Origin of the sequence: Streptomyces sp. NPDC060366, from assembly GCF_042725135.1 — a bacterium.
Lineage (GTDB): Bacteria > Actinomycetota > Actinomycetes > Streptomycetales > Streptomycetaceae > Streptomyces.
The window spans coordinates 789,285-805,920 of record NZ_JBHXDC010000003.1 but is presented as its reverse complement, the minus strand read 5'-3'; the positions used below and the strand labels follow the sequence as shown (position 1 = coordinate 805,920).

The following is a 16,636-nucleotide window of genomic DNA, read 5'->3' as shown; positions in this document are numbered from 1 at the left end:
GCACCCGGCCTTGGGTCGGTGGGTCCGAAGGCCGCCGTGGACGGCCCTTCCGCGTCGGATCGTTCGTGCATCGGCAGTACATCGCCCGTCGCCCCCCTCGGATTCTGATCGCTCCGCCACGTCGCCCCTCGCGCGACGCGGCCCCCAGATCGGGACGATACACCAGACTCGTCACTCAGGGACATAGTTCTTCTACTCTCCGTGACGAGCAGGGGAGTTGTCGTTCCCGAGTGCGGACCGTCGATGGCTCAGCCGGTGGTGAGCACCTCGTTGCGCAGAGCGTCCCCCGCGGCATAGCGGGTGAGTTGGTCGGCGAGCAGACGCTTGGCGCGCGGCATGAATGCAGAGGTGGATCCGCCCACGTGAGGGCTGATGACAACACCCGGAGCATGCCAGAGGGGATGGCCCGGCGGGAGTGGTTCCGGATCGGTGACGTCGAGCGCCGCCTTGATCCGTCCGCTCTCCAGCTCGGCGAGGAGCGCCTTGGTGTCGGCCACCTGGCCGCGCGCGACGTTAACGAACAGCGCGCCGTCCTTCATACGGGCCAGGAACTCGGCGCCCGCCAGGCCCTTCGTCTCCTCGGTGAGCGGCGTCGACACGATCACGACGTCGGCTTCGGGCAGCAGGTCCGGCAGATCGGCGAGTGCGTGCACGGGGCCGCGCTCTGTGGCACGCGCGGAGCGCGCCACGCGCGCCACCCGCGCGCACTCGAAGGGCGCGAGCCGGTCCTCGATGGCGGCGCCGATCGAGCCGTAACCGACGATCAGCACGGACTTGTCGGCGAGCGCCGGGTAGAAGCCGGAGCGCCACTCCTCGGCGTCCTGGCCCCGGACGAAGCCGGGGATGCCGCGCAGCGAGGCGAGGACGAGCGCGACGGTGAGTTCGGCGGTGCTGGCCTCGTGGACGCCCTTGGCGTTGCACAGGCGTACGCCGGGGGGCAGCGAGCCGAGTCCGGGGGCCACGTGGTCGATGCCTGCGGAGAGGGTCTGTACGACGCGTACGGAGGTCATCGCGGCGAGCGGCCGGAGCGCGACGTCCATGCCCTTCATGTACGGGACCACGTAGAAGGCGCAGTCGGCCGGGTCGGCGGGGAAGTCGGGGGCTCCGTCCCAGTGGACGTAGTCCAGGCCGGCGGGGAGCCCTTCGATCTCGTCGGCCGGTATCGGCAGCCATACGTCTGAAGTCATGGTCAGGAGGCTATGCGAAGCCCATGGGGTCGATGAAGGGGCGTTCCACGGACCGGTACGGGCCGGCGCCGGGGTGGAGCGGCGCCGATCGGCCCATGAGGTTAGCTGGAGTGTGTCCGGCGGGAGCGGGCACGCAAGGAAGCGGGAGGGGCTGGGCAGTTGGAGCGCAGGGCGATCGGTGCGGCAGCACTCACGGTGGGCGCCGTCGGACTCGGCTGTATGCCGATGAGCTGGGCCTACAGCACGTCCGAGCAGCGGGGTGACCGTTCGTCGCGGACCGTGCACGCGGCGCTCGACGCCGGTACGACGCTGCTCGACACGGCCGACATGTACGGCCCCTTCACCAATGAACTGCTGCTGGGGCGGGTGCTCGCGCAGCGGCGCGACGACGCGTTCGTGTCCACCAAGTGCGGTCTGCTGGTGGGCGATCAGCACATCGTCGCCAACGGCCGCCCCGGCTATGTGCGCCGGGCGTGCGACGCGTCGCTGCGGCGGTTGCGGACGGAGGTGATCGACCTCTACCAGTTGCACCGGGCCGATCCGGAGGTGCCGGTCGAGGAGACCTGGGGCGCGATGGCGGAGCTGGTGGCGGCGGGGAAGGTACGGGCCCTGGGGCTGTGCGCGGTGGACGCCCGCGCGTCGCGCCGTACCGGCACGGACCGTTACGGGGCGACGATCGCCCTGCTGGAGCGGGTGCAGCAGGTGTTTCCGGTGAGCGCGGTGGAGGCGGAGCTGTCGGTGTGGGCGCCGGAGGCGACGGAGCGGCTGCTGCCGTGGTGCGCGGCGCGGGGCGTCGGGCTCCTGGCGGCGATGCCGCTGGGAAGCGGCTATCTGACCGGCACGCTCACCCCCGGGCAGGGCTTCGAGCCGGACGACGTACGGGCCAGGCATCCGCGCTTCACCGCCGAGATGATGGCGTCGAACCAGCCGGTGGTGGCGGGGCTGCGGCGGGTCGCCGAGCGGCACGGGGCGACACCGGCGCAGGTGGCGCTGGCGTGGGTGCTGGCGCGCGGACCTCAGGTGGTGCCTGTTCCGGGGGCGAAGCGGGAGCGGTGGGCGGTGGAGAACGCTTCGGCGGCCGGGCTGGAGCTGTCGGCGGCGGATCTGGCGGAGATCGCCGCGCTGCCCCCGGCGTGGGGGTCGTGGCACTGATACCGGCCGGATGGGAACCTGGACGCGGGCCGCGGTGTATGAAACGTAGAGACGCAGCCGTCGAAGGGATCAAGACCGTGCAACGTGCTCCAGTGACGGCCGTGTTGGCCGCAGCGGCGCTATTCGTGGTGACCGCGTGCTCGTCCTCCGACGACACGGCGAGTCCGGGAAGCCCGTCGGGTTCCCCGTCCTCGTCGGTGTCCGACGGGTCGACTCCCCCGGACGGCGCGGCGAAGCCGTCGGCGCCGCCCGCGAAGGGCTCGGCGAAGGTGGTGTCCACGCTGACGGAGGGCCTCAAGTCGCCGTGGGGTCTGGCGGCGCTGCCCGAGGGCGATCTGCTGGTCTCCTCGCGCGACGAGGGGACGATCACTCGGGTCGACTCGGAGACGGGCGACAAGACGGACGTGGGCGCGGTGCCCGGCGTCGCTCCCGGCGGCGAGGGGGGTCTGCTGGGCCTCGCGATCTCCCCGTCGTTCGCGTCGGACACCTATGTGTACGCCTATTTCACGACGGAATCGGACAACCGCATCGCCCGGATGCTGTACGACCCGAAGAGGCCGGTGGGCCAGCAGTTGGGCGCGCCCGACACCATCCTGCGGGGCATCCCGAAGGGCAACATCCACAACGGCGGCCGGATCGCCTTCGGTCCGGACAAGATGCTCTACGCGGGCACGGGTGAGACGGGTGAGACGGGCCTCGCGCAGGACAAGAAGTCCCTGGGCGGGAAGATCCTGCGGATGACTCCGGACGGCCAGCCGGCGCACGGCAATCCGGAGGCGGATTCGGTCGTGTACACGTACGGGCACCGCAATGTGCAGGGTCTCGCCTGGGACTCCGACAAGCGGCTGTGGGCGTCGGAGTTCGGCCAGAACACCTGGGACGAGCTCAATCTGATCGAGCCGGGGAAGAACTACGGCTGGCCGGAGGCCGAGGGCAAGGCCGGGAAGTCGGGCTTCGTCGATCCGGTGGAGGAGTGGCGGACGAGCGACGCCTCACCGAGCGGTATCGCCTTCGCCGAGGGGTCCATCTGGATGGCGGCGCTGCGCGGTGAGCGTCTGTGGCGGATCCCCCTGGCGGGCGTGAAGCCGTCGGCCGCCGCCCAGGCCTTCTTCGAGGGCGAGTACGGCCGGCTGCGCACGGTGGTGGCGACGGGTGACGGGGCGCTCTGGCTGATGACGAGCAACACGGACGGCCGGGGCACTCCGAAGCCGGGAGACGACAAGATCCTTCGGGTGGACGTGACGTGACGCGGGCGCCGACCCTGGAGAGCAAGGCGGACCCTAGGGCCTGTGGTTCGGATCAGGCCGGATCAGGGAGGGACCGCGAGCCCGGCAAGATCCGAACGACAGGACCTAGGTGTGTGTCGGCTCCAGGTCGGTGAAGAGGTGGAGGCGGTGGGTCATCGCCGCCGCCTCCGTGCGGCCAGAGACCCCGAGCTTGGCCAGGATGTTGGAGACGTGCACGCTCGCCGTCTTGGGCGAGATGTACAGCTCCTCGGCGATCTGGCGGTTGCTGAGGCCCTCGGCGACCCGGCGCAGGACGTCCTGTTCACGGGGGGTCAGGCCCAGTGAGCTGACGGCGTCGGCCTCCGGGCCGGGCACCGGGGCCGGCCGCGGGGTGGTGGAGAGGCTGATCCGTGCCCGGCCCGCGAGGAGTTCCGTCTCCTCGACCAGATGCCGCGCGCCGAGCCGCTTCGCCGTGGTGTGGGCCTGGATCAGGAGCGCGGTGACCTGTTCCCGGTCCGACGACGCGGCGAGGAGGTCCGCCGCCCAGCGGTGGCGGGCTTCGGCGAGTTCGTACGGCCGTGCCAGCGCCTCGAAGGCGGCCACGGCGCGGGCCCACAGCTTCGGGGCGACGATGCCGTCCGCGCGGGCGAGTTCGGCTTCGAGCAGCAGGTCGTACGCCCGCCAGATCGGGACGACGGCGGGCAGTCGCTTCGCGTGGTCGCGGACGATCGCCAGGATCGCCTCCCGCCCCGCGTCGGCCTCCGGCAGTCCGCGCGCGTCCGCCTCCATCGCGGCGGCCGAGCAGAGCAGCGGCAGCGCGTACCGCTGCATGCCCGGCGGGAAGCCCTGCGCGGCGACCTGTTCGAACTCGGCGCGGGCGTCGGCGAGCCGGCCCTGCCGCGCGGCGCTGACCATCGCCAGCCTGGCCGGTGCGATGACGTGCTGCGGCTGCGGATCGTGCGGACCGAAGACCGCGCGGGCCAGCGTCACTTGGCTCTCCGCCTCAGCGGCGTCGCCGCGCCCGAGGGCGAGCAGCGCGCGCCGTACGGCCACCAGGGCGCGGGCCTTGGGGGCGTGCGCGATCTGGGCCGCATCGTCGATCGCCGCCCGGGACTCGTTCCAGCGGCCGAGCGAGAACAGCGATTCGCTCAGATTGACCCGGACCCAGGCCTCCTTGTCGGACAGGCCCCGCTGATGGCAGAGGGTGATGCCGAGTTCGGCGGCGGCGACCGCCTCCTCCGAGCGTCCCACGCTCTCCAGCGTGGACGGCAGGTTGATGCTGATGCGGCCCAGGATGCCGAGCGTGCCGAGGTTGCCGAGTTCGAAGACACGGTCCCGGACCGCGTACATCTCGGAGAGTCCCTCCTCGATGGATCCCGACTCGGTGGTGAGCCAGCCGCGCGTGTGTCTGGCGTTCAGTTCGATGTGCTCCGCGCCGACGAGGCGCGCGTACTCCACGGCGCGGTCGGCGGCGGCCAGGCTGTTGGGGCCCGGCCGGTGCAGGGCGCCCCAGCTCGCGACGTCGGAGAGGACCGAGGCGTGCACGGCGGACGGCGGCAGACCGCGCACCAGGTCCTGGGCGGTGGCCAGTTCGTCCCAGCCGTCGCCGCGTGTGAGGTCCTGGACCAGCCGTGAGCGCTGTGTCCAGAACCAGGCGGCGCGCAGCGGGTCGTCCACGCTCTCCAGGACCCGCATGGCCTTCTTGGACAGCGCCAGGGCCCGCTCGCGTTCGCCGCCGGAGCGGGCCGCGACGGTCGCCTCGGCCAGCAGGTCGAGATAGCGCAGCGGGGCGCTCGCCCCTTCGGCGGTGGGCGGGTAGACCTCGGTGTCGTCCGGGGGTCTGAGGCAGGCCCGTATGTCCTCGGGCGCGGCGTCCCACAGCTCCATGGCGCGCTCCAGCAGCCGCAGTTGCTCGGCGTGGGCGTAGCGCCGGCGGGCCTCGACGGAGGCGAGCAGGACGACGGGCAGGGCTTTCGCCGCGTCGTGCGCGTGGTACCAGTAACCGGCGAGGCGGGTGGTGCTCTCGTCGCCCCGTACGAGGGAGGGGTCGGCCTCCAGGGCTTCGGCGAGGCGGCGGTTGAGCCGGGAGCGTTCGCCGGGGAGCAGGTCGTCGCTGATGGCCTCGCGTACGAGCGAGTGTCGGAAGCGGTACCCGTCGCCGTCCACCGGGAGGAGGATGCTCGCGCCGACGGCGGCCCGCAGCGCGTCGATCAGGTCGTCCTCGGAGAGCTGCGCGACGGCAAGCAGCAGGGGGAACTCGACGGTGGCGCCGCCCTCGGCGACGATCCGGGCCACCCGCTGGGCGTTCTCGGGCAGCGTCTCGACGCGGACGAGCAGCAGATCGCGCAGGGAGTCGGTGAGTCCGGAGCGGCAGCCCGTCTCGGTGGCGACGGCCAGTTCTTCCACGAAGAAAGCGTTGCCGTCGGAGCGTCCGAAGATCTCGTCCACGAGCTGCGGCGCAGGCTCGTCCCCGAAGATGCCGTGCAGTTGCCGCCGGACCTCGGCGCGGCTGAAGCGGGAGAGTTCGATCCTGCTGACCGTCCGCAGCCGGTCCAGCTCCGCGAGGAGCGGGCGAAGCGGGTGCCGGCGGTGGATGTCGTCGGCGCGGTAGGTGGCGATGACGAGGAGCCGGCCGCGGCGCAGCGTACGGAAGAGATAGGCGAGCAGATGGCGGGTGGAGGCGTCGGCCCAGTGCAGGTCCTCCAGGATGAGGACGACCGTGCGGTCGGCGGCGACGCGCTCCAGCAGCCGGACGGTCAGTTCGAAGAGGCTCGCCGTGCCGTGTTCACCCAGTGCGTCGCTCGCCGAGGGACCCAACTCGGGCAGGATCCTGGCCAGTTCGCCTTCCTGACCGTCGGCGGCGGCGGCGATCTCCTCGGGCAGCAGGCGCCGCAGGCCGCGCAGGGCCGCGGAGAAGGGTGCGAACGGCAGACCGTCGCCGCCGATCTCCACGCAGCCGCCGACCGCGACGACGGCGCCGTCACGGCAGGCCACCGAGATCAGCTCCTCGATGAGCCTGGTCTTGCCGACCCCCGCCTCACCGCCGACGAGCAGCGCCTGCGGCTCGCCCGCGGCGGCGCGGGCGAGCGCTTCGGTGAGTGCGGTCAGCTCCCCGTCGCGGCCGACGAACACGGGACTGACTGACTTGGTCTCCACGGTTCCGAGCATCGCACAGGGGTACGACAGTGCGGCACTCGTTATCGCGGTCGCCGCGTCCACCGGTGGCAGGTGCGGCGACCGCGGATCCGGCATCCTCAGGAGGTCGGGGCGGACGGCCATCTCCGTACGCCCGTCACGCCGCGCTCACGAACCGGCCCCGGTGCGATCCCACCCGCCTCTCGCCCTCGTTACCGGCGTTGCGCGCGGCCTCCTTGCGGGCCTTGCGGACCTGGCGGACCACCCGCCGGTTGTCGGCCTCACGGATCAGCTCGGCCGCCCGCATCTGCTGCATCTCGTACTCGAACATCTCGACTCCCCTGTCACGAACCGCTTCGGCGTCTTGCGATGCCTCAACATTCGTCTCCCAGGGGGTGCGCCCGCATCGGGCGAGTGCCGCATCTTCGCGGCGCCCGGGCCTTAGGCGCACGGGTGGAGGGCCAGACACCGGCCTAAGGCCCTGCCTAGTGCCTCGGGAAGTCCCTCGGAAGGCACCTCAGGCAGCGCCTCAGACGTGTCCGAAGTGCCTCGGAAATGCCTCACGCGCCGGCCGGGCGGATGCCCGTGCGGCGCGTGAGGACAGTGGCTCGCGGCGGTCCATGAGGGCCCCCGGCGGACCCGGCGGACCCGGCGGACCCGGCGGACCCGGCGGACCCGGCGGAGTCGCGTCAGCCGGTGGTCGGCGGGGCGGCCGGGGGCGGCTCGGGCAGGGAGACGAAGACGTCGAAGTACATACCGATCGAGATCAGCAGGGCGAGCGCGCCGAGCGCGATACCGGCGACGGCGAACGGCCGTACCCAGCTCTTGCGCTGCGGCAGGCCGAGCGCCGCGAGGCCGACGATGAGCGCCAGCACGGCGAAGACGCCGTTGGTCAGCGCGGTGGCGTGCCAGGCGTCGCCGTAGATCTCGGAGATCTGCTGCTCCGCCGTGCCGGTCTGGCCGAGCTCGATCTGGCCCACGAGCGTCTCGCGTTCGGCGATCACCTTGCCGGACCAGGTGCCGATGAGTGCGACGAGTGAGAGCAGGACGGAGATGAGCGCCGTGGACGCGGCGGCCAGCCCGCTGGAGGGCGGCGGGGTGTACTCGCCGTCCAGGTCGTCGGCGAGCAGGTCGCCGTCGTCACCGTCGTCCGAATCGGTGCCGGCGCCGTCGGCACGGTGGGCGCCCTCCGCGCCGCCCGCCCCAGGGCTCTCCCCCGAGTCCTTGGCCAGGCTCGGGCCCGGTGCGTCGTTCTTGTCGGCAGCAGCCGGAACGGCGCGCTCCGCCTCGTTGTCGCGGCTTTCGTCGGCGGGCTCTTCTGGCTTGGTCGTGGGGTTCATGCGCCGCACGGTAGGCGGCCCGTATGAGAGATCTATGAGAGTTTCCTCAGGGGGTGTTCCGCCGCAGCTCACGCCACTCGGGAGCCAGTACGGACCAGACCTCCTGGTCCTGCCGGCGGCCGTGGTGGAGGTTGCTCTCGCGCAGAATCCCGTCGAGTCGCAGCCCGAGCCGCTCGGCGACCTTGACGCTCGCGAGGTTGGCCGACGAGGCCACCCACTCCACGCGGTGGATGCCGCGCCGGTCCACCGCCCAGTCGATGAGCACCGTTATCGCGCGGGTCACCAGACCGCTCCCCGTGGCCCCCGGTTCGAGCCAGCAGCCGACCTCGCAGTTACCACCCGGCGCGTCGAAGATCCGGAAGAGCACTCCGCCGACGAGGGTGTCGTCGCGCCAGATCCCGTAGATCCGTCCGGCGTCGGCGGCCTGCTTGTGCGCGTACGAGGTGAGGAACGCCCGCGCCGATTCGAGGTCGGTGACGACGTCGGCGAGCCCGACGTGTTCGGTCACCAGCTCCCTCGCACGGTCCATGTGCGTGAGGAACTCCTCGGCCTGCCACGGCTCCAGCGGTCTCAGTTCCGCGTTGTCACCCAGTGATGTCGCGAACATCGCGCTCCTTCTGTCCGGTGGGCTCAGTTACGGCCCGTACGCCCCGGCACGTGCTCCACACGCTCCGCGTGCTCCTCGCGCCGTGCGGGGATCTTCCCAGACGTACGGCGGTCGGCGGCGGGCGCCTCGATGCTGATCCGCGGCAGCCAGCGGTCCAGCGTCCGCGGCAGCCACCAGTTGGCGCCGCCCAGCAGATGCATCAGGGCGGGCACGAGCAGCGTGCGGAGTACGAAGGCGTCCAGCGCGACCGCGGCGGCCAGCCCGATTCCGAACATCGCGATGACGCGGTCCCCGGTGAGGACGAAGGCGAGGAAGACCGAAATCATGATCACGGCGGCCGAGTTGATCACGCGGCCGGTCTCGGCGAGACCGACCCGCACGGCCCGTCTGTTGTCGCCGGTCTCCAGCCACTCCTCGTACATCCGGCTCACCAGGAAGACCTGGTAGTCCATGGAGAGGCCGAAGAGGACCGAGACCATGATCACGGGCAGGAACGGCTCGATCGGGCCCGCGCTGCCGAGGCCGAGGAGTTCGCTCCCCCAGCCCCACTGGAAGATCGCGACGACGATCCCGAAGGACGAGGCGACGGCGGCCACGTTCATCACCGCCGCCTTCAGTGGGATGCCGACACTGCGGAAGGCGAGAAGGAGCAGCAGACAGCCGAGGGCCACGACGACGCCCACGAAGAGCGGGAGTTTGCCGACGACGGCATCGGCGAAGTCGTCGTAGCTCGCGGTGACTCCGCCGACCGACACCTCCAGGGAGGTGCCCTCCTCGGCACGGGGCAGCACATCCTTACGGAGGCGGTCGACGAGGTCGCTGGTGTGCTCCGACTGCGGAGACGATGCGGGGACGACGGTGAGCAGGGCCGTGTCGCCGCTGCCGTTGAAGACGATCGGCCCGACGGAGGCGACGCCCTCCGACTCGCGCAACGTGTCCGGGAGTTGGTCCATCGCGAGCCGGTCGTCGGCACCGTCCAGTTCGGCGACGAGGGTCAGCGGGCCGTTGACGCCGGGCCCGAAGCCCTCGGCGAGGCGGTCGTAGGCCTGCCGGGTGGTGCTGGTCGCCGGGTTGTTGCCCTGGTCGGAGGTGCCCAGATGGAGCGAGAACGTGGGCAGGGCGAGCACCAGCATCACGACCACGGCGGCGGCGCCGAGCAGCCGGGGATGGCGCTCCACGAAGGAGGACCAGCGGGCGGCGAAGCCGGTGGGCGGCTCGGGCAGCGGACCGTGTTCGGCGAGCCGGGCGCGTTCGCGACGGCTCAGCGCGCGCCCGCCGGTGTACGAGAGCAGGGCCGGCAGCAGGGTGACGGACGCGGCCACGGTCAGTGCGACGGTGAGCGAGGCGGCGATCGCGACGCCGTTGAGGAAGCTCAGCCGCAGTACCAGCATGCCGAGCAGCGCGATACAGACCGTGGCCCCGGCGAAGACGACGGCGCGCCCCGTGGTGACGACGGCCTCCGTGGCCGCCCGGGTGACCGTGAGGCCCTGTTTGAGGCCCTTGCGGTGTCTGGTCACGATGAACAGGGCGTAGTCGATGCCGACGCCGAGCCCGACGAGCAGACCGAGCATGGGCGCGAAGTCGGCCACCGTCATGAGGTGGCCGAGGAGTGCGATGCCCGCGTACGCCGTCCCGACGGACACCAGCGCGGTGGCGATGGGCAGCAGGCTCGCCGCGAGCGAGCCGAAGGCGAGGAAGAGGACCACGGCGGCCATGGCGACGCCCACGATCTCCGCCGTGTGCGTGGTGGTGCCTTCGGTGAGGGCGATGGCGCCGCCGCCGAGCTCCACCTGGAGGTCGTCGGTGGCCGCCTCCTTCGCCGTGTCGACGACAGCCCGGGCCTGGGCGGCGGGGATGTCGTCGACCTGCTGCTCGAAGGTGACGACGGCGAACGCGGTGCGGCCGTCCTCGCTGATCTGACGGGCGCCCTCGCCGTCGTCCGGGCCGGATGTGTACGGCGGCGTCCCGGACCCGTCCGTGAGGGCGTAGGGACTCGTCACGGCGGCCACGCCGGGCAGCTTGGCGATCTCACCGAGCGTGACGCCCATGCGCAGTTCGACGTCGTGCGCGCGGACGGAGCCGCGTTCGGTGTGCCAGACCACGGTGTCGCTGTCGCCGCCGCGGCCGGGGAAGCCGCTCTCCAGGAGTTCGACGGCGTGGCCGGACTCGGTGCCGGGTGCCTCGTAGTCGTTGGAGTACGAGGTCCCGGCGACAACGGCACCGGCGGCGGTGGAGCCGAGGGCCAGCAGCCACAGAAGTACGACCAGGAGCCGGTGCCTGACGCACCACCGCGCGACTGCTGCCAACGCTCTGCTCCCCTGTGCGGATCGGAGAGCCCGATTCTGACATCGAATCGTGATCGTTTGACCGTTTGGTGGGGTTCCTCACACAGTGTTGACCTGGTGTTCGATCAACAGGAGGCGAGAGTTCCGTTTCGGTTTCCGGTTCGGCTTCCGGCTTCTTCGGTCGGCTCGCGGTTCAGCCGGAGACGCTCGGCTTCCCGTTCTCGATGTGTCCCATCAGCCGTCGCCGGAAGCCCCGGCCCGCCGTCACCTCGATGTCGTACCAGCCGTGCGCGTCGGCGGCCGAGTGCACGACGCTGCGGCGGCGTCCCGGCTTGACCGTGAACTCACGCTTCCAGTCGCCGAGATCGGCCTCGTCGGCGTAGCCGAGCGAGCGCACCGTGAAGGTGATGGGCAGATCACCCTCATTACGGAGGGTGAGATGCAGATCGCGGTCGTGATGGTCGACGGACGAGGTGACCTCGGCGCCGCCGCCCGCGACGGGGCCGGCGAACTCACGGCGGAAGCCGTTGGGGCCGGTGATCGTGAAGCGGTAGGCGTCGCCGGTGAGGGGCACCGTCCACTGCGCCGTGCCCCTCACGTCCCGGTGCTGCGGGACGTCGAACTCACCCTCGTACGGATAGAGCGCCAAGTGCGCGCTCGCCCGCCCCGTGTTGCGCAGTTCGAGCCGCAGGACGCGCGCCCCGGCGTCGCCCGCCGCGAGGCGGCCGTAGACGTCCGGCTGGTACGGCAGCGGCCTGGCGGGGCGCGTGCCGGGCTCCTGCACCGGCATCCGCTGCACGGTCGGCGGCACGGGCCGCCAGCGCCCGGTGAACGGCGGTACGGGCCCCGGCTGTTCGACGTCCGGGCGTGCCCGGCCCCGTCCGAAGTCGAAGGCGGACGTCAGATCGCCGGTGACGGTGCGCCGCCACGGCGTGATGTTGGGCTCCTTCACCCCGGTCCACGTCTCCAAAAAGCGGACGACCGACGTGTGGTCGAAGACCTGCGAGCAGACGTAACCGCCCACGGTCCAGGGCGAGACGACGAGCAGCGGTACGCGGATGCCGAGCCCCGTCGGGCGGCCCTCCCAGCGCTCGTCGGGGTCGTCCACGGGCGGCACCGGGGGCGGGACGTGGTCGAAGAAGCCGTCGTTCTCGTCGTAGTTGATCAGCACGACCGTGTGCCGCCAGACCTCCGGGTGCGCGCCGAGCGCGTCGAGCACCTGGTAGACGAGACCGGCGCTGGCGACCGGTGAGGACGCGCCGGGGTGCTCGGAGTCGACCGCCGACGGCACCAGGTACGACACCTCGGGCAGCCGCCCGGCGGCCACGTCGGCGCGGAACGCCGCGGCGAGGGTGCCCGACTCGACGCGCCGCAGCCCGCGTTCGAAGAGCGACCGTTCTCGGGTGGTGAGGGACGCGACGCCCTCGTCGAGCGCGGCGAGGAGCCGCGTCCGTACGGCGGGGTCGTCCGTCTCACGCACGGCGGCGTAGAAGGACTCCATGTACGTGAAGTCGCCGGCGCCTTCGAGCTCGCGAGCCTTGGCGAGCGCCTTGCGCGCGATCTTCTTGAAGGAGGTGAAGAACTCGATGTTGTTGTCGGTGAAGTTCTCCCACTCCGTGTACGTCTTCCAGCTCCGCCCGGCCTTCTCCAGCCGCTCCGCGTACGTCGGCCACGCGTAGCCGGGGTGCCTGCCCTCGTCGTACGCGTCGTTCCCGACCGCGCGCCGCCCGTCGGCCTCATGGCCGGTCCAACCGCTCCACAGATGGTTGCGGTTGGGGCTGGTGGAGGTGTGGATCGACGAGTGGTAGGCGTCGCAGACGGTGAAGGTGTCCGCCAGCTCGTGGTGCAGCGGGATGTCGGCGCGGTCGTAGTACGCCATGGTGGCGGCGGTCTTGGCGGAGACCCAGCCGTCCATCCAGCCGTTGTTCCACGCCTTGGCGCCACCGTTCCAGGAGTGGTCGAGGTCGCCTATGTACTGAAGGTCCTTGTGCTGTGCCTCGGCCGCGTCGCGTACGGGGAAGGGCAGGACGGTGGCGTCGTCGTCGCCCCGCGCCGTGGGCGCGGTACTCGGCTGGGCGAACACGGGGCGGCCGGTGGGCAGTTCCACGGCGTTGCGGTCCCCGAAGCCGCGTACGCCCCGCAGCGTGCCGAAGTAGTGGTCGAACGACCGGTTCTCCTGCATCAGCACCACGACATGTCTGACGGCGTCCAGTCCCCCGGCAGGCGCCCCGGCGGCGATGGCGGTCCGCAGGGACGGCGGCAGTACGGAGCCCGCCGCGGCGGCACCGACGGCGCCACCGCCGAGCGCGAAGAGCCGGCGCCGTGAAATGTCAGTGGCCAAGAGATCCTCCCGAGTCAGGTACTACGGCCCGGAAGCTAGCCACCGCAGGTGGCGACGGGAAGACCCGCGGACGGCCCGCCGATGAACGTCCGAGAGTCGCCCCCGCCGGGGCCGTGCCGCACGCGTTCCGGCCGCCGGGTCCGGGCTGATCCGTAGCGGTCGGGACGCCCCGTGGCGCAAGCTGAGCGGGTCCGCCGACCGCGCCTCCCCAGGAAGCCCTCGCGGGCTTCCCGCGCGCGGGGGCCGATGATGAGACCCATGAAAACGAGACCCATGAAGACGACAGGGACAGCCAGCCCATGAATGTCACCGTGTTCGGCGCCACCGGGCGTACCGGGCAAGCCTTCCTCGCCGCCGCCGCACGCGCCGGGCACCGCACCACCGCACAGGTGCGGGACCCGGCTCGGCTCGGCGACGCCCCCGTCGACCGGGTGGTGACCGGCAGCCCCTTCGACGAGAGCGCCGTGGCCGACGCCCTCACCGGCGCCGACGCCGCGGTGATCGCCTTCGGCCTCAAGGGCAACCGGACGACGCCTCTGTACTCACGCGGCACCGAACTGATCGTGGAGGCGATGCGCGAACCGGGCGTACGGCGGCTGATCGTCGTCTCGGAGGCCGGTTACGGCTCGCACGTACGCGGCCTCTCGGGCCGTACCATCGCCGCCCTCTACCGGGCGACGGCCCGCCCCCTCCTGCGGGAACGGGAAGCGCAGGACGCGGTGATCCTCACCAGCGGACTGAACTGGACCGTCGTACGGTCCGGGGTGCTGCACCACGGCCCCGCGCGCGGCAACCGCCCCCGGTCGTTCACGCCGCACCGGGGCCTCGCGCCCCGTACGACCTACGCGGACCTCGCCGACCTCGTCCTGGACGCGCTGGACGACCCCGCGACGTACGGCCGGGACCTGTACCCGTAAGCGGACACGCTCATGGGCCCTCGACAACCTCGCGCAGGTCCTTGGCGTAGTGGCTGATGGCCGCGCGGTAGGAGCGCACCCCCGGGTCGTCACTGGTCGAGGCCAGCAACTCCAGCAGGATCCGCATCGCCTCGTCGTGCTGCCCGGTGTTGAACAGCGCCATCGCGAGGAAGGTCCGCAGGGCGCCGTCGTCGGGGAACTCCGCCAGCCCGCCGCGCAGGGTCACGACGGCCTTCTCGTACCGGCCGAGGATCCGGAACGTACTGCCGAGACCGACCAGCGCGCCGCGTCGGTCGTCGTCCGACAAGTCCGTTCCGGCCAGCGCGGTTTCGTAGTAGGCGACGGCCTCCGCCTCCAGACCCAGCGCGTCGTGGGTCCAGGCGGTCTGATAGGCGATCACGGCATCGCCGGGGTACCGGTCGGCGAGAGCCACCAGCCGCTCCCGGGCCTGCTCCGCCTCGCCGCGGGTGCGCAGTGCGACGGCTTCGGCCAGGAGCCCGTCCCTGCTCGCCCTGCTCTCCGCGTTCTCCGCGTTGTCTGTGTTGTCTGTGTTCACGCCGGGATTGTCGCACCGGGCCAGTTCGTTGCCACCGCTCAGCTCCTGTGCGGCCACACCAGCAGGACCGGGCACGGCGCGTGGTCCACCACGAAGCGGGACTCGGGCCCGAGGCTGTGCGGCCCCGGTCTGTCGGGGTCGCCGTCGCGCGCGCAGATCAGCAGGTCCACGTCCGCCGCCGCGCGGACGACCTCCTCCTGCGGACTGCCGTGCCGGTCGAGCAGTTCGCAGGGCCGGCCCAGGCGGTGCGCGGCCTCCTCAAGGAGGTCGGCGCCCGCCACGCCGGACAGCGCCTGAAGACGGCTGCCGGGGTCGCGCTCGGGCCCGTGCCCACGGCCGAGAAGTCCCGCGTACGCGCGGTGCGCCTCGGCGGCGATCCGGTCGTCGCCCACGTGGAGCAGTACGACGTGGTCGTCCGGCGCTCTGTCCCGCGCGGCGTCGACACACGCGGGCCAGGTGGACGGGCTGATCCAGACGAGGGCGGTTGTCTTCACGTCACTCACAACTGGAGCGTGCCCCACAGGGCAACGGTCGAAGCGATCAGCGTCGCGGGAACGGTGAGCAGACCGAGACGGGTGAACTGTCCCAACGAGGGCGCGGAGTCGTGTTCGTGCAGGACACGGCGCCACAGGAGGGTGGCGAGGGAACCGACGTACGTGAGGTTGGGTCCCAGGTTCACCCCGATGAGCGCGGCGAGTACGGGGCCGGGGCCCGCGGGAGCGACGACGGGCAGCAGGGCGAGGATCGCGGGCAGGTTGTTGATGAGGTTGGCCAGGAGCGCGGCGACGGCGGCGATCACGAGCAGGGTGGTGAGGGAGTCGCCGTTCGGGAGGATCCGGTCGATTCCGGTGTCGAGGCCGTTGTCGACGACGGCCTTGACGACGATGCCCAGGGCGAGCACGAAGAGGCAGAAGAGCGGGGACGCGGCACGGAAGAGGGCGGGGACCGTGGTGCGTCGGCGCCGTAGCGCTCGGACTGCGAGCACGGCCGTACCGGCGCAGGCGGCCCAGAGGGGTTCGATGCCGATCAGGGAGGTGGCTGCGAACGCGACGAGTGTCAGGCCGAGAACGGCGAGCGTGAACGTCGGTACGGCGCGCGGCTCGACCTCCTTGGGAGGGTGCGCCAAGACGGCCAGGTCGGCCGCGAAGAAGCGGCGCAGTACGACGTACTCGACGGCGATCGCCGCGAGCCACGGGAGCGCCATGAGCAGGGCGAAGCGGGTGAAGGACAGACCGCTGGCCGTGAACGCGAGGAGGTTGGTCAGATTGGAGACGGGGAGCAGCAGCGACGCGGAGTTCGCGAGGTGGGTGCAGGCGTAGACGTGCGGGCGGGGGTGGGCTCCGACCCGGCTCGCGGTCACGAAGATGACGGGCGTCAGGAGAACGACGGTGGCGTCGAGGCTGAGTACGGCGGTGGTGACGGCGGCGACGCCGAAGACGCCGCCGAGCAGACGGCGCGGGTGCCCGCCGCAGATTCGGGCGACGATGTCGCCGGCCGCGGCGAACAGGCCGTCGTCGTCGCAGAGTTGAGCCAGTACGAGAATCGCCGCGAGGAACCCGACGACGGGCAGGAGGGTGTGGGTCTGTTCCCATGCCTCGGCGGGCGAGACGGCGCCGAGTACGACGACGAGCGCGGCGGCGGGGAGGGCGACGAGGGCCTCGGGCAGGCCCCTCGGCCGCGCGACGGCGAAGACGAGCACGCCGAGGAGGAGCCCGACGGACACGATCTCGGCGACGAGGCTGTTCACGGGCGGCGCCGGGGGCCTTTCTCGTGGTGCGGGCGGGTGGTTCGGACGGAGCGGTCGCGCGGGCGCACCGGGGCGCGACGCCCGCCCAACTTACGACCCTCGCGCGGGTCTGGCGCGCGACGCCCCCGCAGGGCTCCTTTTAA

At 71.8% G+C, this 16,636-nt stretch carries 13 protein-coding genes; 3 read left to right on the top strand and 10 right to left on the bottom strand.

Going from position 1 to position 16,636, the window contains the following annotated elements:
- Positions 1–248: 248 nt before the first annotated feature.
- A complete protein-coding gene (locus ACFWHU_RS12500; RefSeq protein ID WP_387224806.1) occupies positions 249–1,187 on the bottom strand; it encodes a 2-hydroxyacid dehydrogenase in 939 nt (312 codons plus the stop codon).
- A 159-nt stretch (positions 1,188–1,346) separates the two neighbouring features.
- Here ACFWHU_RS12500 and ACFWHU_RS12495 point away from each other — a divergent pair, with 159 nt between their 5' ends.
- Positions 1,347–2,339: an aldo/keto reductase gene (locus ACFWHU_RS12495; RefSeq protein ID WP_385802417.1), complete on the top strand. Its 993-nt coding sequence runs from the start codon at positions 1,347–1,349 to the stop codon at positions 2,337–2,339.
- 38 nt (positions 2,340–2,377) lie between these two features.
- A complete protein-coding gene (locus ACFWHU_RS12490; protein WP_387224805.1) occupies positions 2,378–3,586 on the top strand; it encodes a PQQ-dependent sugar dehydrogenase in 1,209 nt (402 codons plus the stop codon).
- A gap of 105 nt (positions 3,587–3,691) precedes the next feature.
- Here ACFWHU_RS12490 and ACFWHU_RS12485 read toward each other — a convergent pair whose 3' ends face one another.
- The 6 genes from ACFWHU_RS12485 to ACFWHU_RS12460 form a co-directional block, all read right to left on the bottom strand.
- Complete coding sequence (locus ACFWHU_RS12485) at positions 3,692–6,733, bottom strand: AAA family ATPase (protein WP_387224804.1); 3,042 nt, start codon at positions 6,731–6,733, stop codon at positions 3,692–3,694.
- Positions 6,734–6,857: 124 nt separating this feature from the next.
- Complete coding sequence (locus ACFWHU_RS12480) at positions 6,858–7,031, bottom strand: hypothetical protein (RefSeq protein ID WP_387224803.1); 174 nt, start codon at positions 7,029–7,031, stop codon at positions 6,858–6,860.
- A gap of 358 nt (positions 7,032–7,389) precedes the next feature.
- The gene (locus tag ACFWHU_RS12475) at positions 7,390–8,040 is read right to left on the bottom strand and encodes a hypothetical protein (protein ID WP_385802425.1); all 651 of its coding nucleotides are present in this window, start codon (positions 8,038–8,040) and stop codon (positions 7,390–7,392) included.
- 46 nt (positions 8,041–8,086) lie between these two features.
- The gene (locus ACFWHU_RS12470; RefSeq protein WP_387224802.1) at positions 8,087–8,647 is read right to left on the bottom strand and encodes a GNAT family N-acetyltransferase; all 561 of its coding nucleotides are present in this window, start codon (positions 8,645–8,647) and stop codon (positions 8,087–8,089) included.
- Between the two features lie 23 nt (positions 8,648–8,670).
- On the bottom strand, positions 8,671–10,953 hold the full coding sequence (locus ACFWHU_RS12465; protein WP_387224801.1) for an MMPL family transporter: 2,283 nt from the start codon (positions 10,951–10,953) through the stop codon (positions 8,671–8,673).
- Positions 10,954–11,125: 172 nt separating this feature from the next.
- A complete protein-coding gene (locus tag ACFWHU_RS12460; RefSeq protein ID WP_387224800.1) occupies positions 11,126–13,273 on the bottom strand; it encodes a phosphocholine-specific phospholipase C in 2,148 nt (715 codons plus the stop codon).
- Between the two features lie 299 nt (positions 13,274–13,572).
- Between ACFWHU_RS12460 and ACFWHU_RS12455 the strand changes: the two genes are divergently transcribed.
- Positions 13,573–14,190, top strand: coding sequence for an NAD(P)-dependent oxidoreductase (locus tag ACFWHU_RS12455; protein WP_387224799.1), 618 nt, complete (start codon positions 13,573–13,575; stop codon positions 14,188–14,190).
- Between the two features lie 10 nt (positions 14,191–14,200).
- Here ACFWHU_RS12455 and ACFWHU_RS12450 read toward each other — a convergent pair whose 3' ends face one another.
- From ACFWHU_RS12450 to ACFWHU_RS12440, 3 genes are read right to left on the bottom strand one after another with little or no spacing between them, the layout of a single operon-like run.
- Positions 14,201–14,746 (bottom strand): tetratricopeptide repeat protein, encoded by a 546-nt coding sequence (locus ACFWHU_RS12450; RefSeq protein WP_387224796.1) that lies wholly within the window; start codon positions 14,744–14,746, stop codon positions 14,201–14,203.
- A gap of 38 nt (positions 14,747–14,784) precedes the next feature.
- Positions 14,785–15,249 carry a universal stress protein gene (locus tag ACFWHU_RS12445; protein WP_387224795.1) on the bottom strand — a complete coding sequence of 155 codons (465 nt, stop codon included), beginning with the start codon at positions 15,247–15,249 and terminating at the stop codon, positions 14,785–14,787.
- Entirely contained in the window at positions 15,246–16,493 is a 1,248-nt protein-coding gene (locus ACFWHU_RS12440; protein WP_387224794.1) for an SLC13 family permease, read from the bottom strand. Before ACFWHU_RS12440 ends, ACFWHU_RS12445 begins: the two co-directional genes overlap by 4 nt.
- Between the last annotated feature and the right edge of the window lie 143 nt (positions 16,494–16,636).

Coding starts and splice junctions, on each gene's coding strand:
- ACFWHU_RS12500 (WP_387224806.1), bottom strand. CDS start 1,187: ATGACTTCAGACGTATGGCTGCCGATACCGGCCGACGAGATCGAAGGG.
- ACFWHU_RS12490 (WP_387224805.1), top strand. CDS start 2,378: ATGAAACGTAGAGACGCAGCCGTCGAAGGGATCAAGACCGTGCAACGT.
- ACFWHU_RS12485 (WP_387224804.1), bottom strand. CDS start 6,733: ATGCTCGGAACCGTGGAGACCAAGTCAGTCAGTCCCGTGTTCGTCGGC.
- ACFWHU_RS12480 (WP_387224803.1), bottom strand. CDS start 7,031: ATGTTCGAGTACGAGATGCAGCAGATGCGGGCGGCCGAGCTGATCCGT.
- ACFWHU_RS12475 (WP_385802425.1), bottom strand. CDS start 8,040: ATGAACCCCACGACCAAGCCAGAAGAGCCCGCCGACGAAAGCCGCGAC.
- ACFWHU_RS12470 (WP_387224802.1), bottom strand. CDS start 8,647: ATGTTCGCGACATCACTGGGTGACAACGCGGAACTGAGACCGCTGGAG.
- ACFWHU_RS12455 (WP_387224799.1), top strand. CDS start 13,573: ATGAATGTCACCGTGTTCGGCGCCACCGGGCGTACCGGGCAAGCCTTC.